Below are 25,019 nucleotides of genomic sequence, written 5' to 3'. Positions count from 1 at the left end.
GCCGAACTCCCATGAACACGAAGAGACTCGCGCGGTCGCTGGTGCCGCTCGCCCTGCTGCTCCCGCTCGCCACCGCGTGCGGCGGGCCGGCCGGCGCCGACGACGAGTCCGGCGGCGCCGTGACGGTGACCGTCGGCTACCAGTCGAAGACCATCAACACCGTGACCGCCGGCACCCTGCTGCGCTCGCTCGGCTACTTCGAGGAGGAGCTGGCGGAGCAGGGCCGGAAGGACGGCGTGCGCTACCGGGTCCGGTGGCAGGACTACGCGACGGGCGCGCCGATCACGGCCCAGATGACCGCCGGGAAGATCGACATCGGCTCGATGGGCGACTTCCCGCTGCTGCTGAACGCGGCCCGCGGCCGGCAGCTGAAGGAGCCCACCCGGCTGGTCTCGGTGACCGGCTACAACCTGCGCGGCGGGCTCAACACCGTCGTCACCGCGCCGGGTTCGAAGCTGCGGACACTCGCGGACCTCAAGGGGAAGCGGGTGTCGACGAGCGTCGGTTCCGCCGCCGACGGCACCCTCGTCCGGGCCCTGCGCCGCGCCGGGCTCGATCCGGCGAAGGACGTCTCCAAGCTCAACCAGCAGCCCAGCGTGGGCGCTTCGGCGCTGGCGGGCGGCAGCGTGGACGCCCTCTCGCAGTTCGTGGCCTGGCCGGGCCTGCTGGCCTTCCAGGGCGAGGCGGACGCGCTGTACGACGGGGCCGAGCTGAACCTGCCGACCTTCCACGGGGTCACGGTCCGCGAGGAGTTCGCGCGCGAGCGGGCGGGCGCCCTCGACGCCTTCCTGCGGGCGCAGCGGCGGGCGACCGACCGGCTGCGGTCGGCGCCGGTGGCGTCCGCCGAGTCCGTCGCGAAGGCGACGGGGCTGCCGGCGGAGGTGGTGTACCTCTACAACGGCGCCCAGGGCATCGCGACCTTCGACCCCGAGCTGCGGCCGGAGCTGCTGGCGGCGCTGAAGGAGGACGTGCCGGTGCTGCGGGAGGCCGGCCTGGTGAAGGACGTCGACGTGGACGCCTTCGTCGACCCTGCGCCGCTGAAGCGCGCCGTCAGCGCCGCCGGCTATCCGAAGGCCGGTGCGGCGAAGGCGGAGCTGTGGCTGCGCGGGCGGTCGGCGACCCGGTCCTTCGGCACGGCCGGGGAGCTGCTGGAGGCGGTCGCGGCGGCCGGGCCCGGGTCGGTGCGGGCGGCGTACGTGCCGGACGCGGTGACGGGGACCCTCTGGTTCGCGGACCGGGCGGTGTGGGTGACCGACGGCGGGTCGTGGCGGGCGTTCGTGACCCGGGCGGCCGCCGAGCGGTGGCTGGCCGCGCATCCGGGCTCCCGGACCGCGGCGTACGCGGACGCGGTCCGGGCGGCGGGCTCGTGAGCGCGGGCGGCCGCGCGGGGCGCCGGCTGGTCCGGGCCGGGTCGCTGCTCGCCGCGCTCGGCGCGTGGCAGCTGCTGACCGCGTACGACGTGAACCTGTGGCTGCGGTTCGAGCAGTTCCCGACGGTCGGCGAGGTCGCCTCGGCGCTCGCCGACCGGGTGGGCACGGCCGCCTACTGGCAGGACCTCGGGCACAGCCTGCGCCGGATCGTGACCGGCTTCCTGCTGGCGGCGGTCCTCGGGGTGGCCGCCGGGACGGCGATCGCCCGCTCGCGCTGGGCGGCCGACCTGCTGGGCCCGCTGGTGGAGGTGGTGCGCCCGATCCCGGCCATCGCCCTGGTGCCGGTGGCGATCCTGCTGCTGCCGACGAACGAGCAGGGCATCGTCTTCATCACCTGCGCCGCGGCCTTCTTCCCCGTCCTGGTGTCGACGCGGCACGCGGTGCGGGCGCTGAACCCGGGCTGGGAGGAGGCCGTCCTCACCATGGGCGGCGGGCGGGCCCGGGTGCTGTGGTCGGTGGTCCTGCCGGGTGCGCTGCCCGGGGTGTTCGGCGGGCTCTCGGTCGGGATCGGCGTGGCGTGGATCTGCGTGATCTCCGCCGAGATGATCTCGGGCGAGTACGGGGTGGGCTACCGCACCTGGCAGGACTACACGGTCGTCGACTACCCCGGCGTCTTCGTCGGCATGGTCACCATCGGCGCCCTGGGCCTGCTGACCTCGACCGCCGTGGAGCTGCTGGGCCGCCGGGTCACCGCCTGGCTCCCCCGCCCGGCGCCCCGGGGCGCGGCGCCCCGCCCCGGCGCCTCCCGTCCCGCCCCCGCGCCGGACCCCGACGCGGAGGCGGCGCCCGGTACCCCCTCGTCCCCGGCCCCCGCCTCCGCCTCCGTCTCCGGTGACGCCTCCGCGGCCGGCGGCGAGCCCGCCTCCGCTGCCGCCCCCTCCCCCGAGAAGGAGCCGGTTCCATGAGCACCACCGCCCTCACCTCAGCTCCCCCGGCTCCCGCCCCGCCCCCGCCCGCGGGGGCCGAGCTGACCCTCGACGGGGTGCGGCTCGGGCATCCCGACGGGACAGCCCTGCCCGGGCCGTTGAGCCTGCGGGTCGCGCCCGGCGAGGTGCTGACCGTGGTGGGCCCGTCCGGCTGCGGCAAGACGACCCTGCTGCGGACGCTCGCCGGGCTGCTGCCGCCCCTCGCGGGCGGGGTCGCGCAGGACGGGGCACCGGTCCGCGGCCCCGGCGCCGACCGGGCCCTGGTCTTCCAGCACGACGCGCTGCTGCCGTGGCGTTCGGTGCGGGCCAACGTGGAGCTCCCGCTGGCGATCCGGGGCGCCGGCCGGGCCGGCCGGCGGCGGGACGCGGAGGAGTGGCTGGAGCGGGTGGGCCTGGCCGGTCACGCGGCGAAGTGGCCGCACCAGCTGTCGGGCGGGCAGCGGCAGCGGGTGCAGCTGGCCCGCGCGCTGGCCGGCCGGCCGCGCGCGGTGCTGATGGACGAGCCGTTCGGCGCGCTGGACGCGCACACCAGGTCCGGGATGCAGGACCTGCTGGCCGGGATCCTGGACGGCACCGGCGCCACCGTCGTCTTCGTGACGCACGACGTGGACGAGGCGGTCCACCTGGGCGACCGGATCGCCCTGCTGCCCTCGGGCCGGGTGCTCGACGTGCCCCGGCCCCGGGACCGCGCGGCGCGGGACGCCCCCGCGACCGCGGAGCTGCGCCGCCGCGTCCTCGCATCCCTCTGATCCCTCCGGCCCCTCCACCTCCCCCTGTTCCCCTCCCTCCCGCCCGCCCCCTGCCGGAAAGGCCTCCCGTGTCCTCCCCCCTGACCACCGTCCCCGCGCTCGCCGACGCGCGCGAGCTCTCCTGCGACGTGCTCGTCGTCGGCGGCGGCACCGCCGGCACGATGGCCGCCCTGACCGCCGCCGGGCGCGGCGCCGACGTCCTCCTCCTGGAGAAGGCGCACGTCCGGCACTCTGGCGCCCTCGCCATGGGCATGGACGGGGTGAACAACGCGGTGATCCCCGGCCGGGCCGACCCGGACGACTACGTCGCCGAGATCACCCGCGCCAACGACGGCCTCGTCGACCAGTCGACGGTCCGTCAGACCGCCGTGCGCGGCTACGACATGGTGCGGCGCCTGGAGTCGTACGGGGTGAAGTTCGAGAAGGACGAGCACGGCGAGTACGCGGTGCGGCAGGTGCACCGCTCGGGCTCGTACGTGCTGCCGATGCCCGAGGGCAAGGACGTGAAGAAGGTCCTGTACCGGCAGCTGCGGCGGCGGGAGATGCGGGAGCGGATCCGGATCGAGAACCGCGTGATGCCGGTCCGGGTGCTGACCCACCCGGAGGACGGGCGGGCCGTCGGCGTCGCCGGACTCCACACCCGCACCGGCGAGTTCGTGGTGGTCCGGGCGGGCGCGGTGATCCTGGCGACGGGCGCCTGCGGCCGGCTCGGACTGCCCGCCTCGGGGTACCTCTACGGCACCTACGAGAACCCCACCAACGCGGGCGACGGCTACGCGATGGCGTACCACGCGGGCGCCGCGCTCACCGGCATCGAGTGCTTCCAGATCAATCCGCTCATCAAGGACTACAACGGTCCGGCCTGCGCCTACGTGGCCAACCCCTTCGGCGGCTACCAGGTGAACCGGCACGGCGAGCGGTTCGTCGAGTCGGACTACTGGTCGGGGCACATGATGGCCGAGTTCGCGGCCGAACTGGCCTCCGACCGGGCGCCGGTGTACCTGAAGCTCAGCCATCTGCCGGAGGAGACGATCGGGGCGGTCGAGACGATCCTGCACTCCACGGAACGCCCGACCCGGGGCACCTTCCACGCCAATCGGGGGCACGACTACCGCACCCACGACATCGAGATGCACATCTCCGAGATCGGCCTGTGCGGCGGCCACTCGGCCTCCGGGGTCCGGGTGGACGCGCACGCCCGCACCACCGTGCCGCGCCTCTACGCCGCCGGCGACCTGGCCTGCGTGCCGCACAACTACATGATCGGCGCGTTCGTCTACGGCGACCTCGCGGGCGAGGACGCGGCCCGCTACCGGGCGTACGAGGGGGAGCTCGACCGGGCGCAGCTGGAGGCCGCGCACGCGCTGGTCTACCGGCCGCTGCTGCACCCGGACGGCCCGCCGCAGCCGCAGGTCGAGTACAAGCTGCGCCGGTTCGTGAACGACTATGTGGCGCCGCCGAAGTCGGGGGCGAAGCTCTCCCTCGCGGTCGAGGCGTTCACCCGGATGGAACGGGAGATCGCCGGGATGGGCGGCAGGACCCCGCACGAGCTGATGCGCTGCGCGGAGGTGTCGTTCATCCGGGACTGCGCCGAGATGGCGGCCCGCGCCTCGCTGGCCAGGACCGAGTCGCGGTGGGGGCTGTACCACGAGCGGCTGGACCACCCGGAGCAGGACGACGCGGAGTGGCTGTACCACCTGGACCTGCGCAGGTCGGCGTCCGGGGCGATGGAGTTCACGGCGCGGCCGGTGGAGCCGTACGCCGTGCCGGTGCCGGAGTTCGCGCCGCCCGCGGGTCCCGAGCGGCCGCTGGGCGAGGTGGCGCTGGTGCCGGTGGCGACGGCGGGCCCGCGCGAGGCGCCGCCGTCGGCCCGGGCCGTCGCGGAGCCCGCCCCGGCCGCCGGTCCGGCCGCCGCCGCGGGCCCGAGCCCCCGGCTGCTGCGGCTCCTCGCCCTCGTCGAGGAGTCCCCCGAACTCCCCGCCCTGGAGCCCTACCTGACGGACGCCGAGCCCGAGGTGCGGGCGGCGGCCGTCGCCGCCCTGGCGGAGACCGTGCCCGCCGGGACGGGCCCCGCGCTGGCGGCCCGGCTGCGGGACGGGGACGCGGCGGTGCGGTCCGCCGCCGCCGGGGCGCTCCGCGAGCTCGCGGAGGTCCTGGACGCGGACGGCGGGCTGGGGGCGGGGCTGCGCGCCGCCCTGGACGTGCCGGATCCGGCGGTGCGGGCGGTGGCGGTCGAGGTGCTGCGGGCCCGCGGGCTCGGGGACGCCGGGACGTACGCGGCGGCGCTGGCCGACACGGCGACGGAGGTGCGCCTCCAGGCGGTGCGGGCGCTGGTCTCCGTGGACGCGGTCGGCGCGCTGGCCGGGGCCGTCGCCGATCCGGCGCGCGAGGTGCGGGTGGCGGTGGCCCGGGGGCTCGCGGCCGTGTCCGCGCCGGAGCCGGGACCGCTGGTCCCGCTGCTCGGCGACGCCGACCCGCTGGTGCGGGGGGCGGCCTTCGGGGCGCTGGCCTCGGCCGGCTGCCCCGCGCCGCTGGCTGAGCGCGCGGTGGCGGCGCTGGACGATCCGGCGTGGCAGGTGCGGGCGGGCGCGGCGGCCGCGCTGCGGGCGGCCGGGGCGGAGCGGGCGGTGCCCGCGCTGGCGAAGGGGCTCGCGGACCCGAACGCCGACGTGCGCAAGGCCGCCGTGCTGGCGCTCCTCGGGCACGCCCCTGCGCCGGAGGCGCGGGCCGCGCTGGCGACCGCGGCGGCCGACCCGGACGCCGACGTCCGGGCGTACGCGGCCCGGGGGCTCGCCCCCGCGGCCCCCTGACGCCTGGGGGCCGGTCGGGTGAAGCGGGGTGTGCCGGGCGGCGGGCCGGGGAAGGCGCGCGAGGTGGCGTCCGGCCGGCGGACGCTCGGTCGAGGAGGTGGTCCGGTGACGGGGCCGACGACGGCACAGGCGCTGGGCGCGCCGTGCTGGCTGAGTCTGGCGGCGCGGGATCTGGGCGCGGCGGAGCGGTTCTACGGCGCGGTGCTGGGCTGGACGTTCCGGCCCGGGCGGCTGGAGGCGGGCTCGGCGTACGTGGTGGGCGAGCGGGACGGGACGCCGGTGGCGGGTATCGCCGCCCTGGCGGCGGAGCTGGCGCTGCCGGTGGCCTGGACGGTGTTCTTCGCGGTGGAGGACGCGGACGCGGCGGTGGCCCGGATCCGGGAGCGGGGCGGCACGGTCGGCGTGGGCCCGGTGGCGTACCCGCCGCAGGGGCGGGCGGCGCTCGCCACGGACCGGGACGGGGCCGCGTTCGCCGTGTGGGAGGGGCGTCTGGTCTCGCGCTGGCACGTGGCCGAGCGGGGCGCGCCCGCGTGGGTGGAGCTGCACACCAGGGACGCCTTCGACGCGGCGGTGTTCTACGGCGGGGTGCTGCGCTGGGCGGAGCAGGAGCCGGGCTGCTGCGAGACCTCGTACGAGGAGGACCGGGTGGTGCTGCGCCGGGAGGGGGTGCCGGTGGCCCGTCTGGACAGCGGCCCGGTGGAGGCGGCCTCGCCCCGGCCGCAGCTGCGGCCGCGCTGGCTGGTGCGGTTCCGGGTGCCGGACCTGGCGGCCTCGGTGGCGGCGGTGACGGAGCACGGCGGTTCGGTGGTGCCGGGCGGCGAGTGGGGCGGGGCCCGGGATCCGGAGGCGGCCGGGAGCGGGGGCGAGCCGCGGGTGGTGGTGCGCGACCCGGACGGCGCGCTGTTCACGCTGGAGGCGGACGGGACGAAGTGAGCGGTACGGGCACGGGGTGAGCGGTACGGGCACGGGGTGAGCGGTACGGGCACGGGGTGAGCGGTACGGGTACGGGCACGGGGCCGGCGGCCTCGTGCCCGTACCCGTACCGCTTCCGCGGGACCCGGAGGGGCCTCAGGCGGCCCGGGCGGCCTCCGGGGCCGGGGCCCCGGCGGGGGCGGGTGCGGCGGGGGCGTGCCGGGCGGGGATGAGGGCGGCGACGGCCGAGGCGAGGAGGGCGACGCCGGCGCCGATGAGCATGGCGGCCCGGAAGCCGTCCTCGGACGGCAGGACGTGGCCGCCGAGGGTGGTGGTCATCTGGGCGAGGACGACGCCGATGACGGCGGCGGAGACCGAGGTGCCGATGGAGCGCATCAGGGTGTTGAAGCTGTTGGCGGAGGCGGTCTCCTCGGCGGGGACGGAGCCCATGATGAGCGCGGGCATTGCGCCGTACGCGAGGCCGACGCCGGTGTTGCAGACGAGGGTGACGACGAGCAGGCCCCAGGTGGAGCCCATGAGGGCGAGCGAGGAGGCGTAGCCGGCGGAGATGACGAGGGCGCCGACGGAGAGGGTGACCTTGGGGCCGCGGGCGGCGGACAGCTTGGCGCCGAGGGGGGCGAGCAGCATCATCGCGAGGCCCGCCGGGGCCATCCAGAGGCCCATCGCCATCATCGACTGGCCCAGGCCGTAGCCGGTGGCCTCGGGGAGCTGGAGGAGCTGCGGGACGACCAGCGACTGGGCGTACATGGAGAAGCCGACGAGCACCGAGGCGAGGTTGGTCAGCAGGACGACCGGGCGGGCGGTGACGCGCAGGTCGACCAGCGGGTCGCGGGTGCGCAGCTCCCAGAAGCCCCAGGCGAGCAGGACGACGGCCGCGGCGGCGAAGAGGCCGAGGGTGGTGGCGCTGCCCCAGCCCCAGGTGGCGCCCTTGGAGACGGCAAGGAGGAGGGAGACGAGGCCGGTGCCGAGGCCGAGGGCGCCGGGCAGGTCGAAGCGGCCGGGGTTCGGGTTGCGGCGGCCGGCCGGGACGAGGCGGTGGATGAGGACGGCGACGACGGTGCTGAGGGCGGCGGCGACCCAGAAGAGGACGCGCCAGCTGGCGTGCTCGGCGACGGCGGCGGAGAACGGCAGGCCGAGGGCGCCGCCGACGCCCATGGAGGCGCTCATGAGGGCGATGGAGCCGCCGAGCCTCTCGGGCGGCAGGACGTCCCGGAGGAGGCTGATGCCGACGGGGACGACGCCCATGCCGAGGCCCTGGAGGCCGCGTCCGACGATCATCGGGACGACGGAGTCGGAGAGGGCGCAGACGACGGAGCCGGCGATCAGGGGGACGGTGGAGGCGAGCAGCACGGTCCGCTTGCCGAGGGTGTCGCCGAGCCGGCCGGCGACGGGGGTGGCGACGGCGGCGGCGAGCAGGGTGGCGGTGATCACCCACGAGGCGTCGGAGGCGTCGGCGCGCAGGAGCCGGGGCAGGTCGCCGATGAGCGGCACCACGAGGGTCTGCATGAGTGCCGCCACGATGCCGGCGAAGGCGAGGACGCCGACCACGCCTCCGGGGCGTGCTTCGGTCTGGGCGCGGTCCACGGGTCTCTCCCTGGGTGTCGTGGAAGCAAGGCTTGTGCATCATGCACATTAATTGCATGATGCACAAGTTATGCATGCTGCACATCACCTCGTCGCAGGGGAGAATGACCCCATGGACAAGCCCGTGGAATCCCTGGAACCCGTGGACAAGGCCGTGGACCCGGCCGCGGACGAGGCCGTGGGCCGGGCCACCGACCGCGTCGAGTTCGAGACGATGCTGCTGAGCCGCCACTCGCACCTCCACGCGCCGCGGGCCCGCGCCGGCGGCGGCGGGCTCGACCGCAGCGCCTACGTGCTCCTCACGCGGATCCGGATGCACGGGCCGATGTCCATCGGGCAGCTCTCCGACGCCTTCGGCCTCGACGCCTCCACCCTCAACCGGCAGACCGCGGCCATGCTCCGGGCCGGGGTCGTCGAGCGCATCGCGGACCCCGAGGGCGGCATCGCCCGCAAGTTCCGCATCACCGAGGAGGGCGAGCGCCGCCTGGAGGCCGACCGCTCCTTCAACATCAGCGGCCTCGAACGGATCATGGAGCACTGGCCGGCCGAGGACGTGATCCGCTTCGCCGACTTCCTGGAGCGCTTCAACCGCGACATCGAGCGCCTGGAAGGCCGCCCCTGGCCCCGCCGCTGACCCCCTCCGGCCTCCCGCCGGAACCGGCGCCCCTCCGCCGGGGCCATCCGCCTCCCGCCGAGACCGGCGTCCCTCCGGCCCGGCCCCTCGCCCCGTCGGCCCTCCGGCCCGCCCCCGCCGCCCCGGCGGTCTCACCCGTCCGGCGCGGCGGGCTCGCTCGTGGTCTCCGTTGCGGCCAGGCTCGTCGGCAGGGACGCCCAGGAGACGAGGTGCCGCCGATGCCCGCCGCCACCCGCGCCCGCCTCGGGGCGGCCCTCGCCCTGACCGCGGCCCTCCTCGCCGGCTGCGCGGCGACCCCGGGGGCCTCGTCCTCCACCACCGCGTCCGCCCCCGCCCAGGGCACCGGCCGGCTCGTCGTCACGTACGACGCGCCCCGGAGCCCCGACGACCGGGCCGCCCGCGCGTTCCTCCGGGAGCACCGGGTCCTGGAGGACGCCGCCGACTACGCCGACGCCCGGATCGCCCTGCCCCGGGACGTACCGCTGCGCGCGGCGAGCTGCGAGGCCCCCAACCCGTACTGGGACGAGGGCACCGGGCGGATCACCTACTGCTACGGCTTCGTCGCCGACGCCCGGAGGGTCTTCACCCACGCCGACGCCCCCGCCGCCTCCGCCTCCGACACCGGCACCGGCACCGGGACCGACACCGGCACCGGCAGCGACCGCACCCCGGCCGAGCGGGCGGCCGCCGTCGACGCGGACGTCGTCGGCCTCTCGAACGGCGTCCTCTTCCACGAGCTCGGGCACGCCCTCGTCGACCTCTACGACCTGCCCGTCACCGGCCGCGAGGAGGACGCGGTCGACCAGCTCGCCGTCCTCCTGCTCGCCTCCGGCGACGAGCGGCACACCGACTACGCGATCTCCGCGATCAACGCCTGGGGCGCGATGTGGGAGGCGTCCGAGGGCGGCGACCCGGGCGTGGCCGGGTACTCGGACGTCCACTCCATGGACGGGCAGCGCTTCTTCAACTGGGCCTGCTGGCTGTACGGCTCCGATCCGGAGCGCTTCGCCGACGCGGTGGACGCCGAGGGCAACCCGGACGGGGTGCTGCCCCGGGACCGCGCCGCGCTCTGCCCGGCCGAGTTCCGGCGCGTGGACTCCTCATGGCGCACCCTGCTGGCGCCCTACCTGAAGCAGCGGTGAGTCTCACCCTTCGAACCGCTTCGACGCGGACTCTTTACGCGCGCGCCACACAGGGGTAACTTCCCGCCGACGCAAGAACTTTCCGCAATTTTCCGCACGCGCTTCCACGAGGCCGATCCCCCGCTCCACCACCGGCCCCCGCCCCGGCGCGCCCCCGTCTGGAGTCCGCATGACCCCCACCCGCACACGGCCGCGAGGGCGCGCCCTCGCGCTGCTCGGCGTCGCCGCAGGCCTCACCGGCCTGATGGCCGCGCCGTCCGGCGCGAGCGCCCCCTCGGTCTCCCCCGACGCCGTCCCGGCGGCGGCCGCCGCCGAGAACACCGCGACGGTCTACTACTGGACCAAGACCAGGAACTGGTCGGCCTACAACCTGCACTACGCGCCCGACGGCGGCTCCTGGACCGCCGTCCCGGGCACGGCGATGGAACCCGCCTGTACCGACTGGGTGAAGAAGACCGTCGACCTCGGCTCCGCCGCGGGCCTCCAGGCCACCTTCAACAACGGCACCGGCACCTGGGACAACAACGGCGGCAAGAACTACGCCCTCGGCACCGGGAACATCACGGTGAAGGACGGCGTGGTCGCCCACTCCGACCCGTGCGCCGGCACTCCCCCGCCCGCCTCCCACAAGGCGACGGTGTACTACTCCTCGGCCTCGCTCGGCTGGTCGACGGTGAACGTCCACTACCAGCCGGCCGGCGGCGCGTGGACGGCCGTGCCCGGCCTCGGCATGACGGCGGCGTGCACCGGCTGGTGGAAGCGGGAGCTCGACCTCGGCACGGCCACCTCCCTCAAGGCCGCGTTCAACAACGGCAACGGCGTGTGGGACAACAACGGCGGCTCCGACTACACGATCGGCACCGGCACCACCACCGTCCGGGACCGGGTGGTGACCGCGAACGCGACGGACCCCTGCGCCGCCACCCCGCCCGACACCCAGGCGCCCACCGCGCCGACCGGTCTCACCGCGACCGCCGACGGCGTCTCCGTGCTGCTCGCCTGGAACGCCGCCACCGACGACCGGGGCGTGACGAAGTACCAGGTCACCCGGACCGGCGGGGCGACCGGCACGGTCGTCACGGACGTCGGCTCGACGGTCTTCTCCGACACGAACCTCGCCGAGCGGACCGCGTACACGTACACGGTGAAGGCCGTGGACGCCGCCGGGAACGTCTCGGCGGCCTCCGCGCCGGCCACCGCCACCACCGGCGACGAGCCGGACGCCCCCGCCAACGGCAAGCCGCTCGGCACCGACCCGCGCAAGGACCCGATCTACTTCGTCCTCACCGCCCGCTTCTACGACGGCGACGCCTCGAACAACCGGGGCGGCAGCCAGCACGTGAAGTCGGGGAACGCGGCCAACGACGACCCCATGTTCCGGGGCGACTTCAAGGGCCTGGTCCAGAAGCTCGACTACATCAAGGGCCTCGGCTTCTCCGCCGTCTGGGTCACCCCGGTGGTCCTCAACCGCTCGGACTACGACTACCACGGCTACCACGGCTACGACTTCTACAAGGTCGACCCGCGCCTGGAGTCGGCCGGCGCCTCCTACCAGGACCTCATCGACGCCGCCCACGCCAAGGGCATGAAGATCTACCAGGACGTCGTCTACAACCACTCCTCGCGCTGGGGCGCCAAGGGCCTGTTCACGCCGACCGTGTACGGCGTCCGGGACACCCAGTGGAGCTGGTACTACGACGAGAAGCAGCCCGGCTTCGAGTACGACGGCCTGACCGTCGACCCCAAGTCCGGCAAGTCGTACTACAACGGCGACCTGTGGTCGACCGCCGAGCCCACCGGCAACACCTGCGTCAACTGGGGCAAGCCGACCGGCGGCAAGAGCGCCGAGGGGTACACGGTCTACAACTGCCAGTGGCCCAGCCCCACGTCGGGCATGTTCCCCAAGGCGCTCTACCACCAGTGCTGGATCGGCAACTGGGAGGGCGAGGACTCCCGTTCCTGCTGGCTGCACGAGGACCTGGCGGACTTCAACACCGAGAACCCGGCCGTCCAGAACTACCTGATCGGCGCGTACGCCAAGTACATCGACATGGGTGTCGACGGCTTCCGCGTCGACACCGCCGTGCACATCCCGCGCACCACCTGGAACCGCCGCTTCCTCCCCGCGATCCAGGAGCGGGTCGCCCAGCGGCACGGCGCCGAGGCGGCGAAGAACTTCTTCGTCTTCGGCGAGGTCGCGGCCTTCGTCAACGACAAGTGGAACCGCGGCTCGGTCAACCACTCCGCCCAGTTCTACACCTGGAAGGAGCGCAAGGAGTACGACGCCGACGACACCAAGGCCGCGCTGGAGATGTACGACTACGAGCAGCAGCAGGGCACCGGCAACCAGCCCACCTCCACCAACGCGTTCCTGAACGGCAACAGCTACCACGCGCCCGACCACAGCCGCTTCTCCGGCATGAACGTCATCGACATGCGCATGCACATGAACTTCGGTGACGCCTCCAACGCCTTCTCCAACGGCAAGGACTCGGACGACAGCTACAACGACGCCACCTACAACGTCGTCTACGTCGACAGCCACGACTACGGCCCCAACAAGTCCAGCGAGCGGTACACCGGCGGCACCGACGCCTGGGCCGAGAACATGTCGCTGATGTGGACCTTCCGCGGCATCCCGACGCTCTACTACGGCTCCGAGATCGAGTTCCAGAAGGGGCAGAAGATCGACTGCGGGCCCACCTGCCCGCTGGCGACCACCGGCCGCGCCTACTACGGCGCCCACGTGGCCGGCAGCGTCACCGCCTCCGACTTCTCGAAGGTGTCCGCGGCGAGCGGCCAGGTGGCGACCACCCTCCAGCAGCCCCTGGTCAAGCACGTGCAGCGGCTCAACGAGATCCGGCGGGCGATCCCCGCGCTCCAGATGGGCCAGTACTCCACCGAGGGCATCTCGGGCGGCATGGCCTTCAAGCGCCGCTACACCAGCGGCTCCACGGACAGCTTCGCCCTCGTGACGGTCTCCGGCGGCGCCACGTACGGCGGCATCCCCAACGGCACCTACACCGACGCCGTCACCGGCGACGTGCGGACCGTCACCAACGGCACCCTGTCGGTCGGCGCCCCCGGCAAGGGCAACCTGCGGGTGTACGTCCTGAACGGTCCCGGGAAGATCGGCGCGGCAGGTCCGTACCTGAAGTGATCCCGCGAGAAGGGGGCAGAGGAGGAAATCCGCCCCCTTCTCGACATGTTCAAGTCAAGATTCTGTTACGCGGGCGGACCAGTCGGACAGAAGGCTTCCCTCCGCACCCGCCCGTCTGGGATCTTGCGTCCACCCCACACATCACAGGGCCCGGCCGGCGCCACCCGCGCCACCGGGCCATCGGAGGACGCATTGTTTTCCCACATATCCGGCCGGATGAGAATCGCGGCGATCGCCCTCGGCACGACCCTGGCCCTCGCGGGCCCGGTCTCCTTCGCCCAGGCCGCCCCGCTCGACAACGAGCCGCTCGCCGCCTTCACCGCGAGCTCCAGGGCCGCCCAGCAGGCGCCCGCGGCCCCGGCCGCCTGGGCCGCCGGCACCCGCGCCTACCTGGTGATCACCGCCCCCGGTGACACCACCGCGGTCCGCAACGCCGTGGCCGCCAACGGCGGTTCGGTCTTCTCCTCCTTCGACGCCATCGGCGTCGTCGTCGCCCACTCGACCTCCGCCTCCTTCGCCACCACCATGCGCGGCGTCGCGGGCGTGCAGAAGGTCGGAGCGACGCGCACCTCGGACGTCCCGGCCGACGCCTACAACCCGGCCCTCCCGGCCAACCCGGCGCAGTCGGCCGCCCCGACCACGGAGCCCGTCCGCTCGGACATGACCCAGATCAAGGCCGACCAGGCCTGGGCGGTCAACCAGGGCTCCGCCACCGTCAAGGTCGGCATCCTGGACACCGGCGTCGACGACCAGCACCAGGACCTGGCGCCGAACTTCAACGCCGCCGACTCGGTCTCCTGCGCCTACGGCAAGGCGGACACCCGCGCCGGCGCCTGGCGCGACGTCGACCAGCACGGCACCCACGTGGCCGGCACGGTCGCGGCGGCCAAGAACGGCAAGGGCGCCATCGGCGTCGCGCCGGGCGTGAAGATCTCCTCGGTGCGCATCGCCGAGCCCGGCAGCACCCTCTTCTTCGCCGAGAACACCATCTGCGGCCTGGTGTGGGCCGGTGACCACGGCTTCAAGGTCACCAACAACAGCTACTACACCGACCCGTGGCAGTTCAACTGCCCGAACAACCTGGACCAGGCGGCCATCCTGGAGGGCGTGGGCCGTGCCCAGGCCTACGCCGACGGCAAGGGCTCGCTCCAGGTCGCGGCGGCCGGCAACTCCAACGTCGACCTGGCCAACAAGACCACCGACACGTCGAGCCCCAACGACTCGACGCCGGTGAGCCGCACGATCACCAACGACTGCCTCGACATCCCGGCCGAGCTGCCGGGCGTCGTCACGGTCTCCGCCAACGGCACCAGCGGCACGTCCAAGGCCTCGTTCTCCAACTACGGCCGGGACGTCATCGAGGTCTCCGCGCCCGGCGAGTCCGTGTACAGCACGGTCCCCGGCGGCAAGTACTCCTCGCTGAGCGGTACGTCGATGGCCTCGCCGCACGTCGCGGGCGTCGCCGCCCTGCTGGCCAGCGCCAACCCGTCGTACACCCCGGCGGACCTGCGCGCCAGGCTCGCCGAGCAGGCCACCGACCTGGCCTGCCCGTCGGACGCCCGCTGCACCGGCACCACGGCGAAGAACAGCTTCTTCGGCGAGGGCCGCGTGGACGCCCTCAAGGCCGTCGGCGGCTCGACCCCGCCCCAGCCCGGCAAGTACTTCGAGAACCTCACCGACGTGACCGTCCCCGACAACACCACCGTCGAGAGCGCGATCACCGTCAGCGGCGTCACCGGCAACGCGCCGGCCACCCTCAAGGTGGGCGTGGACATCAAGCACACCTACATCGGCGACCTCAAGGTCGACCTGGTCGCCCCCGACGGCTCGGTCTACAACCTGCACAACCGGACCGGCAGCGGCACCGACAACATCCTCCAGACGTACACGGTCAACGCCTCCACCGAGGTGGCCAACGGCGTCTGGAAGCTCCGCGTCGGCGACAACGCGAGCGCGGACACCGGGAAGATCGACGCCTGGAACCTGACCTTCTGATCCGCGCCTCCCGATCCGCAGGTCCCCGAGGGGGCCGGAGCGCCCGCGCTCCGGCCCCCTTCGCGTGCCCGGCCGAGAAAGTCCGTACCGGGGGGTAGCCCGGGCGCCACCCTTGCTATACGTTCCGTCTAACAAGCTTGCTAGACGCGATGTCTAACAAGCGGGAAACGACACCAGAGCCGACCGCGTGACCCAAGGAGCCGCAACGATGGCCAGCAGCACCGTTCGCCCGGACCACCACGACCAGGACGACGTCGCCGAACGGCTCCTCCGCTCGGCCGCCAAGCTCAGCTACGACCCCGCCGTCGAGGTCGACTGGGACACCCCGCTCGACAAGGACTTCCACGGCCAGAGCCCCGAGTGGAACAGCCTCTACGGCACCGCGTACTGGAACGAGATGACCGAGGAGCAGCAGAAGGAGCTGACCCGCCAGGAGTCCGCCTCCGTCGCCTCCACCGGCATCTGGTTCGAGATGATCCTCCAGCAGCTGGTCCTGCGGGACATCTACCGCACCGACCACACCGACCCCCGCTTCCAGTGGGCGCTCACCGAGATCGCCGACGAGTGCCGCCACTCGATCATGTTCGCCCGCGGCTCCCAGAAGCTCGGCGCCCCCGCCTACCGCCCCAAGCGGGCCGTCATGGAGCTCGGCCGGGTCATGAAGACCGTCGGCTTCGGCGAGGCCGCCTACGCCGGCATCCTCGTCGCCGAGGAGGTCCTCGACGTCATGCAGCGCGACTGGATGCGCGACGAGCGGGTGGTCCCCTTCGTGCGGACCATCAACAACATCCACGTGGTCGAGGAGTCCCGGCACATGAAGTTCGCCCGGGACGAGACCCGGCGCAACCTCGCCCGCGCCGGCCGCGCCCGCCGTCACTTCCAGGCCCTGATCGTCGCCATCGCCGCGTACTACATCATCACCAGCCTGGTGAACCCCGAGGTGTACGTCCGGGCCGGCCTCGACCCCGAGCGCGCCCGCCGCGAGGCCGCCGCCAACGAGCACTACAAGGCCCGGCTCCGCGCCAGCTGCTCCGGCCTCATGGAGTTCCTCGGCGACGTCGGCATGCTGACCCGGCCCGCCATCCGCTTCTACCAGCGCGCCCACCTCCTCTGACCCGACCCCGACGAGCCGAGCCGAGCCGCCGCCATGACCTACGCCATCACCCAGACCTGCTGCTCCGACGCCACCTGCGTCGCCGTCTGCCCGGTCAACTGCATCCACCCGACGCCCGAGGAGCCGGACTTCGGCACCACCGAGATGCTCTACGTCGACCCGAAGAGCTGCATCGACTGCGGCGCCTGCGCCGACGCCTGCCCGGTCGACGCGATCTTCCCGGTCGACCGGCTCACCGGGCCGCTGAAGAAGTACGAGGCGATCAACGCCGCCCACTACGAGGGCCGCGAACCCGCCCCCGTCCTCGCCTCCCCCACCTTCCACCCCTGGGGCGAGCCCTCCTTCGGACGCTCGCTGCCCTCCGACTTCGCCCCGATCCGGGTCGCGGTCGTCGGCACCGGCCCCGCCGGCATGTACGCCGCCGAGGACCTGCTCCTGCACACCAACGCCGAGGTCACCCTCATCGACCGGCTCCCGGTGGCCGGCGGGCTCGTCCGCTACGGCGTCGCCCCCGACCACCCGGGCACCAAGGGGGCCGGCGACAGCCTCGCCCGCTTCCACACCCACCCCCGGGCCACCGTCCGGCTCGGCGTGGAGATCGGCAAGGACGTCACCCCCGAGGAACTGGCCGCCCACCACGACGCGGTCGTGTACGCGGTCGGCGCCCCCTCCGACCGGCGCCTCGGCATCCCCGGCGAGGACCTGCCCGGCAGCCTCTCCGCGACCTCCCTCGTCTCCTGGTACAACGCCCACCCGGAGACCGCCCCCGACGCCGTCGCCCCGGGCACGGCCGAGCGGGCCGTGGTCGTCGGCACCGGCAACGTCGCCCTCGACGTGGCCCGCGTCCTCGTCGCCGACCCCGACGCCCTCGCCACCACCGACATCGCCGACCACGCCCTCGCCGCCCTGCGCGGCTCGCGGCTGCGCGAGGTCGTGCTGCTCGGCCGGCGCGGCCCCGAGGACGCCGCGTACACCGCCTCCGAGATCCTCGCCCTCGCGGACCTCCCCGGCGTCGACCTCGTCGTCGACACCCACGACCCCCGGATCGCCGAGGCGATCGACGCCGCCGCCCCCGGCGACCGGGCCGCCCTCCTCAAGGACGCCGCCCGCGAGACCGTCGACTGGGCGCGGAACCCCGACACCGGCCGGCGCCGGATCGTCCTGCGCTTCCACTCGGCACCCCAGGAGGCCCTCGGCCCCGACGCGGTCCGCGCGGTCCGCGCCGGCGGCGCCGACGGCCCCACGGACATCCCGGCCGGCCTCCTCGTCCGCGCCATCGGCTACCGGGGCGTCCCCCTCGCCGGCCTCCCCTTCGACGAGACCACCGGCACCGTCCCGCACACCGCGGGCCGGGTCGACGGCATGACCGGCACCTATGTCGTCGGCTGGATCAAGCGCGGCCCCTCGGGCGGCATCGGCGCCAACCGGAGCTGCGCCGCCGAGACCGTCGGCAGCCTGCTCGCCGACGCCGTCGACGGCCGCCTCCCGAAGCCCTCCGGTTCCGCGAAGGACTTCACCCGGCTCGCCCGCAGCCGCGGCGCCCGGCTGGTGGACGCCCGCGGCCTCGCCGCCATCGACCGCGCCGAACGGGCCCGGGGCGCGGCGGCCGGACGGCCGCGGGTCAAGCTCGCGACGGTCCCCGAGCTGGTCGCGGCGGCCCGCCGGAGCCGCCTGCGCGGGCCGGTGGGCTGACACGGACGGGGTGCGCGCGGAGAAGGCGCACCCCAGCGGGAAGGCATGCGGGGCGGGCGTGGGGGCACTCGCCCCGTATGGCCGTCCAGGGAGTTCCGCACGACGACGGGCGCGGGGAGAGCCCCGCGCAACGGGCCGACCGGCGCTGGAACGAACTCCTCCAGGAACTGCGGGTCGCCCAGACGGGCACCCAGATCCTCTTCGGCTTCCTCGTCGCCGTCGTCTTCCAGCCGCGCTTCGCCGAGCTGGGCACGACCGACCGGACCATCTACGTGGTCACGGTGTTCCTGGGAGCGGCGACCACGGGGGCGCTCGTCGCCCCGGTCGCGGTGCACCGGCTGGTGGCGGGACGCCGGCTCAAACCGGAGACGGTGAACTGGGCGGCGCGCCTGACGCTGGTCGGCGTGGTGCTGCTCTACCTGACGATGGTGTCGACGTTCCTGCTGATCATGCGGATGGCACTGGACGACGCCCTCGCGGTCTGGCTGGTCGCCGTGATGGCGCTGTGGCTGGCGCTCTGCTGGTTCGCGGTGCCCCTCGTCGCCCGGCGGCGCGGCACCAACGGCAACGGGAACGGCGGAAACGGCGACGGCGCTACGGGCGACAACTACGGCCCGTGGCCCCACTGAGGATCCGGCCCGGGACGGCGGGCCGGCGGACGGGGGACGATCAGGCGGCGACGGCGAGCGGACGCCGCAGCACGATCGCGTTCAGCCCGACGGCGAACGGCGCCGTGTCCGTCAGACCGAGCCCGAGCACCTGCTCCTTCGGCAGCTCGACGGTCACGTCCACGCAGAACGCGAGCGCGTGCAGGGCCTCGCCCGCGCCCTCGTCCTGGAGGGCGAAGAAGAGGTCACGGTAGTAGCGGGTGCGCTCGGGGGACTCCTCGTAGAACGACAGCCCCGGCTGTCCCTCCTGCTCGCCGAGCCCGGTGAACGCGGCGACCAGCTCCCGCTCCACCGTCCCCCAGAAGCCCGCCTCCGCGCACTCGGCCGGCAGGGCCTGGCGGACGGCCTCCTTCAGCGAGAGCACCATGACGAGCAGCGGCGCGTGCTCCTTGAGGCCCCAGCCGCGCACCATCCGGACGACGGTGCTGTCCGGGACGGCCGCGGCGGCCCGGTGGACGGCCTCGAAGTCGAAGTCGACGGTGGCGGGCGCGATCGCCTCCTGGAAGACCCGGTCGATCGACCGGGCCTCTTCGAGGCGGTCGGGCGCCACCTCGACGACGGTCCTGAAACTGGCTGCCAAAGGCTTCTCCTGTTCTCTCGCCGCCCGCGGGAGCGGGCGATCGATCATCAGGAGGAGTATGCCGAGGGCCCCGCTCAGCGCCCGCGGCGGGGCTTCCCGCCGCGCCCGGCGGCACCGCCCTTGCCCTTGGCGGGCTTCGCGGGCTTCTGGGACCGGCCCGGCTTCGCCCCCGCCGCCTTCTTCGCGGGCTTCGGGGCCGCCTTCACGGCCTTCTGGCCCTTCTGCGCCTCCGCGCGCCGCCCCCGGGTGCTGTTGACCGTCCGGCCGCGCACGATCCCGATGAACTCCTCCACCAGGTCGGGGGCCTCCTCGGCCTTCGGCCAGGAGAGCGCCACCCGCGACTGCGGCACCCCGCCGATCGTGCGGTACGTGAGGTCCTTGCGGTGGTGCAGCCGGGCCAGCGACTGCGGGGCGACGAGCAGTCCCACCCCGGCGGCGACCAGCTCGACCGCGTCGGCGGTGGTCTCCGGCCGCTGGAAGGCGGGCCGCCCGGGCGGGGCCTCCCAGCCGAGGGTGTCGTCCAGCGGGTGCAGCACCAGCTCCTCCGCCAGGTCCTCCGGGGTCAGCTCCTCGGCCGCGGCGAAGTGGTGGTCCTTCGGCAGGATCACCACGCTCGTCTCCTCGTACAGCGGGATCGCGCTCAGGTCCTCGCCGTCGACCGGCAGCCGCAGCAGCGCCGCGTCGGCGCCGCCGTCCCGCAGCGTCCCGAAGGCCTCGCCGGGCGTGACCTGCACGAGCCTGAGCGGCACGTCGGGCAGCCGCTGCTCCCAGATCCGCACCCACTTCGAGGGCGTCACCCCGGGCACGTAGGCGAGCCGGAAGGCCGTGGCGTCGGGGGCGGGGGCGAGCGGGGAGTCTGTCACCCCGCAAGATTACCCGCCGCCGGGCCTCCCGCCCGCGCGGACGGACCCGTCGGCGCAGGTGGGGAGGGCGGCCGTGGTCGGAGGAGGCCCGGGGTCTCGATACCCTTGACCCATGACGACGCACCAGAACTCCCAGACGATGAAGCCGGCCACCGCGGCCAAGAAGCTGGGCGTGTACCTCGAGGCCACCCCCGCCGAGTTCCAGGAGGGTGTCGTCTCGCGCTCCGAGCTGAACGAGCTCCAGGCGAACCCGCCGGCCTGGCTGAAGGAGCTGCGGCTCAACGGCCCGCACCCGCGCCCCGTGGTCGCCTCCAAGCTGGGCGTCTCCATCTCCGGTCTCGCCCGCGGCGGGATCACCGAGCCCCTGACCACCGAGCAGATCGAGGCCCTCAAGGCCGAGGCCCCGGAGTGGCTGGTGAAGGAGCGCGCCACCCAGGCCGACGTCCGCAAGGAGACCGTCCGCATCAAGGAGCGCAACGCCCAGCGCGAGGCCGAGCGGGCCGCCCGCGAGCAGGGCGCCTGATCCTCCGCTGATCCACCGGCGTGGCGCGGCGCCGGACGAGGGAGGCATTCCCTCATGAACATGGAGAGCGATCCTCCCGTCGTCGCCGCCGTGGACGGCTCCGAGCACAGTCTCCGCGCCCTCGCGTGGGCGCTGGGCGCCGCCGAGGCGCTGACCGCGCCGCTCGTCGTGGCCCACGTCCGCTCCGAGGCCCTCCAGCTGGGCGCGGCCCGGATCGCCTCGCTGGGCACGGAGCCGGAGCTGCCCGACACGGTCCTGGACGCGGTCCGGACCGTCGTGGAGGAGCGCGGCCACGCGGTCCCCGTGCGGTACGCCTCCCTGGACGGCACCGTCACCGACGTGCTCCCCGAGGCCGCCCGGGGCGCACGCCTCCTGGTGACGGGCTCGCGCGGCCACGGCGGCTTCGCCAGTCTCCTGCTCGGCTCCACCGGCCGGTCGCTGGCGGCCCGCTCGCCCTGCCCGCTGGTGGTGGTTCCCCACGAGGCCCGGACGGGGGCCCTGGACAGCGGCCCGGAGGCCGGCCGCGTCCTGCTCGGCCTGCATCCGGAGGAGACCCCGGACGAGGTGATCGGCTTCGCCTTCGCGACCGCCGCGCTCCGCCGCGTGCCCCTGGAGGCCGTCACCGCGCTCCGCCTCCCGCCGGCCCCGCCCGCGCTGGCCGCCGCGCCCTCCCCCGCCTTCCAGCTGCCGCCGCCGCTGCCCCTCGCGGACGACACCGAGGAGCTGCTGGCCGAGGCCCGGCGGGAGCAGGAGGCCCGGCTGCGGCCCTTCGCGGAAGCCCGCCCGGGCGTGGAGCTGGTGCGGACGGTGGCGCCGGGCGACGCGGCGGGCCTGCTGGTGGACGCCTCCGCGGACGCGGCCCTCCTGGTCGTGGGCCGGCACCACCGCCACCGCGTGGCGGAGCTCCTGGTGGGTTCGGTGGCGCACGCGGTGCTCCAGCACGCCGCCTGCCCGGTGGCGGTGGTCCCGCCCGGGGCACCTGGTAGACAGGGTGCATGACGTCCGACGCGTACGCCTCCGATCCCGCCGCCGCAGCCCGCAACACCCGCCCGCCGTCCCCGGGCGCCGCCCTGGGCGCCGGGATCGTCGTCCTGGACGGTGACGGCCGGGTCCTGCTGGGCCTGGATCACTCGGGGGTCTGGGAGCTTCCGGGCGGCGGGGTGGAGCCGGGCGAGTCGATCGAGGAGGCCGCGGCCCGCGAGCTGGCCGAGGAGACCACGCTCCGCACCGGGCCGGCCGACGTGGAGGTCGTCGGTCTGCTCCTCGACACGGTGACCTCGTCGCGGCTGACCCGGATCACGGCGGCCACGGTGGTGCGGACCTTCACGGGCAGCCCGGCCGTGGCCGAGCCCACGAAGATCGCGCGCTGGCGCTGGACCTCTCCGGACGAGCTGCCGGTGGCCCTCTTCCTGCCGTCCGCGCAGGTCCTCGCGGCCTGGCGGCCGGACCTGGCCCTCCCCCGGGCCCCGTTCCACCGCTACGGCCTCACCCGCCTGCCCCGCTGACCCCGGCCGCGCCGCCGCGCGTGCCGGTCCGGTCGTGACTAGCGTGGACAAGGGCCGCACACCCCGCACCACGTCATCGATCGGAAGCGAGAGTCTCCTCATGGCCGCACGACCCGAAGGCACCCCGGTCTGGACCGACGCGATGTTCACCGACGCCCGGGGCGCCAAGACGTTCTACGCCGACGTGCTGGGCTGGACCTTCGGCGAGGAGGCGACGGAGTTCGGCAACTACACCCAGGCGTACAAGGACGGGAAGGCGGTCGCCGCGATCGTCCCGCCGATGCCCGGTGGCGACGCTCCGCCGCAGTCCGCCTGGTGTCTCTACTTCGCCTCGGACGACGTCGCCGCCACGGCGGAGAAGATCCGGACCGCGGGCGGCACGCTGCTGATGGAGCCGATGCGGGTCGGCGACTTCGGCTCGATGTGCATCGCCCGTGATCCGTCGGGCGTGGTCTTCGGCCTCTGGCAGGCCGGCGTCCACGAGGGCTTCGAACTCGAAGGGGAGCCCGGCTCGTTCGTGTGGGCCGAGGTCTTCACCCGCGAGCCCGAGAAGTCCGACGCCTTCTTCACGAGCGTCTTCGGCTACCGCGCGAGGAGGATGACCGGCGACATGGACTACAAGGTCTTCGACTTCGGCGCCGACCCGCTCCTCGGCCGGATGAGGATGGCCCCCGAGGACTTCCCCCCGGACGTCCCCAACCACGTCCAGGTGTACTTCGCCGTCGACAACTGCGACCTGGCGGTCGACACGGCCCTCAGCCTGGGCGGGCGCAAGGTCTTCGGCCCGATGGACAGCCCCTTCGGCCGCTTCGCCACCCTCCTCGACACCCAGGGCGCCGTCTTCGCCGTGATCGACGTCCGGACGACGGTCGGCGAGATGCCTCCCATGGAGTGATCCCGGCGGTGCGGGACCGGCGCGCCGCCCGGTCTCAGCGGGTGTCGCGCACGGCGACGATCCCGTTGAAGACCCCGACGTAGGCGGTGCCGTCGGGCCCGAGCGTGACCGGCGCCCAGTTGTTGTCGTAGGCGAGTCCGGTTCCGGTGAAGCGCGAGAAGACCCGTGCGCCGGTGCGGAAGTCGACGGCCGTCAGGTACCAGGCGTCGATGCCGAGGGCGCTGGGGCGCTTCTCGTAGAAGTAGAGCAGCCCGTTGGCGGTGGAGAGCTTGGGCACGGTGGAGGGCGACCGCACGTCGCTCTCCCAGACGACGTCGCACCCGCTGCCGTCGGCCCGCACGTCGATCCGGGTCGCCCCGCCCACCACGCTTCGCCCGAACCCGAGCGACGAGGGGTTCTCGTACCCGTAGTTGTTCTCCACCACGAGGCTGTCGCCCCAGCTGATCAGGGAGTTGTCGGTGGTGGAGGCCCCGGCCTCGAAGACCGGCACCGCGCAGACGAGGCGTTCTCCGGCGGGCACGCCGGCTCCCCGCCGGTAGACGAGGACGTTCATCCGGTCGTCGGCGTTGTCGGTGATGGCCACGTAGGCCTCGCGGCTGCCGAAGAGGTCGGGCGTGGTCCCCGACCCCTGGTTCACCGAACCGGGCTTGGTCCCGGTGCCCCGGTCGTACTCCTCCCGCCAGACGACCTCCGGCGTCCCGTCGGAGCGGGCCCGGAAGGCGTACAGCGCGTGGTCGGTGACGAGGGAGACGCCGTCCTGCGCGACGGAGAAGGAGTTCTGGATCTCCTCCCCGTCGAGCCGGACCGCCCGCAGCGTCCCGGTGGCGGGGTCGACGGTCCCGACCCGCCCGAGCCGGGTGACCCACCAGATCCGCCCGTCCCAGTCCGGCATCACGGCGGTGACGGGGTCGCACACTCCGTCGGGGAAGGGGTTCGTCCAGCCGGCGCAGTCGTGCGGGACGAGCGGGGTCAGGTCCCAGTCGTCCTCGACGGTGAACTCCCAGCCGCCGTCGGCCTTCCGGCCGTGCGCGATCCGCAGCACGTGCTGCCGGGAGTCGGCGAGGACCACCCGGTCGCGGTCGTCGAGGTAGAAGTAGGCCCCTCCGGAGGTGTCCTTGAAGATCTTCCCCCAGTCGAGCCGGGTGACGGCCTCGACGGTGGAGGGCCGCTGTGGCAGCCGGTACTCGGCGAGCGTGTCCAGGCTGCGCGGGTCGAGGAGCTTCAGGAGGAAGCCCGTGAACGTCCCGCAGACGGTGATCAGCCGCCCGCCCGTGTCGAAGGTGACGGTCGCGCACTCCCCGCCGAGGAAGGCCATGCGTTCGCTGGTGACCCGCGGCGCGCGTCCGAGCGGCGCGGGGTAGGGGTGGGTTCCGCTGCCGGCCCCGTCGGCGTGCATCCCGCTGCGTCCGTTGGGGGCGAGGTACGGATGCTGGGCGGGCCCGGCGCCGGGCAGCGGCCTGGCGGTGGCGGGGGCGCCCTCGTAGGGGTCGACCAGCCGGTGTCCGAGCGCGAGCGGTATCTCGTCGCTCCGGGCGACGGGTGCCGATCCGGCCGGCAGCATGACCGCGAGGACGGTGGCGGCGACCGCCGCGCGGCTCCGTCGACGGGGTGGACGTGTACGCAAGGCAGCTCCCGGGATCCGTCCGACAGTCGCGCCGAACCGCAGACGGTAGGCCCGCCCCCGGAAGAAGGGAAGCGACGTGTCCTCCCCTGCTTCTCCGGAACGCAAAAATGCCTCAACCCCCGGACGATGTCCGGGGGTTGAGGCTAAAAATTGTTCGGCGGTGTCCTACTCTCCCACAGGGTCCCCCCTGCA

At 74.2% G+C, this 25,019-nt stretch carries 20 protein-coding genes; 16 read left to right on the top strand and 4 right to left on the bottom strand.

Annotated elements, in window-relative coordinates; genetic code table 11:
* Nucleotides 1-11: 11 nt before the first annotated feature.
* The 5 genes from ACFW6A_RS23240 (at nucleotide 12) to ACFW6A_RS23220 (ending at nucleotide 6,848) form a co-directional block, all read left to right on the top strand.
* A complete protein-coding gene (locus tag ACFW6A_RS23240) occupies nucleotides 12-1,370 on the top strand; it encodes an ABC transporter substrate-binding protein (protein WP_351854631.1) in 1,359 nt (452 codons plus the stop codon).
* Nucleotides 1,367-2,335, top strand: a complete 969-nt coding sequence (locus ACFW6A_RS23235) for an ABC transporter permease subunit (RefSeq protein ID WP_386642448.1) — start codon at nucleotides 1,367-1,369, stop codon at nucleotides 2,333-2,335. Before ACFW6A_RS23240 ends, ACFW6A_RS23235 begins: the two co-directional genes overlap by 4 nt.
* Entirely contained in the window at nucleotides 2,332-3,105 is a 774-nt protein-coding gene (locus tag ACFW6A_RS23230) for an ABC transporter ATP-binding protein (protein WP_351854625.1), read from the top strand. Before ACFW6A_RS23235 ends, ACFW6A_RS23230 begins: the two co-directional genes overlap by 4 nt.
* A 68-nt stretch (nucleotides 3,106-3,173) precedes the next feature.
* Complete coding sequence (locus ACFW6A_RS23225; RefSeq protein WP_386642444.1) at nucleotides 3,174-5,915, top strand: fumarate reductase/succinate dehydrogenase flavoprotein subunit; 2,742 nt, start codon at nucleotides 3,174-3,176, stop codon at nucleotides 5,913-5,915.
* Between the two features lie 105 nt (nucleotides 5,916-6,020).
* Nucleotides 6,021-6,848, top strand: coding sequence for a VOC family protein (locus ACFW6A_RS23220; RefSeq protein WP_351855975.1), 828 nt, complete (start codon nucleotides 6,021-6,023; stop codon nucleotides 6,846-6,848).
* A gap of 135 nt (nucleotides 6,849-6,983) precedes the next feature.
* Here the strand turns inward: ACFW6A_RS23220 and ACFW6A_RS23215 are convergent, their stop codons facing one another.
* Nucleotides 6,984-8,432, bottom strand: coding sequence for an MFS transporter (locus tag ACFW6A_RS23215; protein WP_386642441.1), 1,449 nt, complete (start codon nucleotides 8,430-8,432; stop codon nucleotides 6,984-6,986).
* A gap of 214 nt (nucleotides 8,433-8,646) precedes the next feature.
* On the opposite strand from ACFW6A_RS23215, the gene ACFW6A_RS23210 reads away from it, so the two are divergent.
* From ACFW6A_RS23210 to ACFW6A_RS23180, 7 genes are all read left to right on the top strand, one after another.
* Entirely contained in the window at nucleotides 8,647-9,066 is a 420-nt protein-coding gene (locus ACFW6A_RS23210; RefSeq protein ID WP_386481077.1) for a MarR family winged helix-turn-helix transcriptional regulator, read from the top strand.
* 218 nt (nucleotides 9,067-9,284) lie between these two features.
* Nucleotides 9,285-10,208: a DUF4344 domain-containing metallopeptidase gene (locus tag ACFW6A_RS23205; RefSeq protein ID WP_386642438.1), complete on the top strand. Its 924-nt coding sequence runs from the start codon at nucleotides 9,285-9,287 to the stop codon at nucleotides 10,206-10,208.
* Between the two features lie 169 nt (nucleotides 10,209-10,377).
* On the top strand, nucleotides 10,378-13,368 hold the full coding sequence (locus tag ACFW6A_RS23200) for a carbohydrate binding domain-containing protein (RefSeq protein ID WP_386642435.1): 2,991 nt from the start codon (nucleotides 10,378-10,380) through the stop codon (nucleotides 13,366-13,368).
* Between the two features lie 216 nt (nucleotides 13,369-13,584).
* The gene (locus ACFW6A_RS23195) at nucleotides 13,585-15,363 is read left to right on the top strand and encodes a S8 family serine peptidase (protein ID WP_351855965.1); all 1,779 of its coding nucleotides are present in this window, start codon (nucleotides 13,585-13,587) and stop codon (nucleotides 15,361-15,363) included.
* Between the two features lie 208 nt (nucleotides 15,364-15,571).
* The gene (locus tag ACFW6A_RS23190) at nucleotides 15,572-16,477 is read left to right on the top strand and encodes a diiron oxygenase (protein WP_351855962.1); all 906 of its coding nucleotides are present in this window, start codon (nucleotides 15,572-15,574) and stop codon (nucleotides 16,475-16,477) included.
* A gap of 33 nt (nucleotides 16,478-16,510) precedes the next feature.
* Complete coding sequence (locus tag ACFW6A_RS23185; protein ID WP_386642431.1) at nucleotides 16,511-18,169, top strand: FAD-dependent oxidoreductase; 1,659 nt, start codon at nucleotides 16,511-16,513, stop codon at nucleotides 18,167-18,169.
* A gap of 77 nt (nucleotides 18,170-18,246) precedes the next feature.
* Complete coding sequence (locus ACFW6A_RS23180; RefSeq protein ID WP_351855957.1) at nucleotides 18,247-18,798, top strand: DUF6328 family protein; 552 nt, start codon at nucleotides 18,247-18,249, stop codon at nucleotides 18,796-18,798.
* A gap of 40 nt (nucleotides 18,799-18,838) precedes the next feature.
* Here ACFW6A_RS23180 and ACFW6A_RS23175 read toward each other — a convergent pair whose 3' ends face one another.
* On the bottom strand, nucleotides 18,839-19,417 hold the full coding sequence (locus ACFW6A_RS23175; RefSeq protein ID WP_351855952.1) for a Type-2Aa cytolytic delta-endotoxin: 579 nt from the start codon (nucleotides 19,415-19,417) through the stop codon (nucleotides 18,839-18,841).
* A 74-nt stretch (nucleotides 19,418-19,491) separates the two neighbouring features.
* Nucleotides 19,492-20,280 (bottom strand): LysR family transcriptional regulator substrate-binding protein, encoded by a 789-nt coding sequence (locus ACFW6A_RS23170; RefSeq protein ID WP_351855949.1) that lies wholly within the window; start codon nucleotides 20,278-20,280, stop codon nucleotides 19,492-19,494.
* A gap of 112 nt (nucleotides 20,281-20,392) precedes the next feature.
* Here ACFW6A_RS23170 and ACFW6A_RS23165 point away from each other — a divergent pair, with 112 nt between their 5' ends.
* The 4 genes from ACFW6A_RS23165 to ACFW6A_RS23150 all read left to right on the top strand — a co-directional run bounded on the left by ACFW6A_RS23165 (nucleotide 20,393) and on the right by ACFW6A_RS23150 (nucleotide 23,203).
* Nucleotides 20,393-20,803, top strand: coding sequence for a DUF5997 family protein (locus tag ACFW6A_RS23165; RefSeq protein WP_351855946.1), 411 nt, complete (start codon nucleotides 20,393-20,395; stop codon nucleotides 20,801-20,803).
* Between the two features lie 54 nt (nucleotides 20,804-20,857).
* On the top strand, nucleotides 20,858-21,802 hold the full coding sequence (locus ACFW6A_RS23160; RefSeq protein WP_351855944.1) for a universal stress protein: 945 nt from the start codon (nucleotides 20,858-20,860) through the stop codon (nucleotides 21,800-21,802).
* The gene (locus ACFW6A_RS23155) at nucleotides 21,799-22,308 is read left to right on the top strand and encodes an NUDIX hydrolase (protein ID WP_351855941.1); all 510 of its coding nucleotides are present in this window, start codon (nucleotides 21,799-21,801) and stop codon (nucleotides 22,306-22,308) included. Before ACFW6A_RS23160 ends, ACFW6A_RS23155 begins: the two co-directional genes overlap by 4 nt.
* Nucleotides 22,309-22,408: 100 nt before the next feature.
* Nucleotides 22,409-23,203 (top strand): VOC family protein, encoded by a 795-nt coding sequence (locus ACFW6A_RS23150; RefSeq protein WP_351855938.1) that lies wholly within the window; start codon nucleotides 22,409-22,411, stop codon nucleotides 23,201-23,203.
* A gap of 34 nt (nucleotides 23,204-23,237) precedes the next feature.
* Here the strand turns inward: ACFW6A_RS23150 and ACFW6A_RS23145 are convergent, their stop codons facing one another.
* Complete coding sequence (locus ACFW6A_RS23145; RefSeq protein ID WP_351855978.1) at nucleotides 23,238-24,764, bottom strand: hypothetical protein; 1,527 nt, start codon at nucleotides 24,762-24,764, stop codon at nucleotides 23,238-23,240.
* Nucleotides 24,765-25,019 lie beyond the last annotated feature (255 nt).

Origin of the sequence: Streptomyces sp. NPDC058758, from assembly GCF_042746075.1 — a bacterium.
Classification (GTDB): Bacteria; Actinomycetota; Actinomycetes; order Streptomycetales; family Streptomycetaceae; genus Streptomyces.
This window is presented reverse-complemented; position numbering and strand designations above follow the sequence as displayed.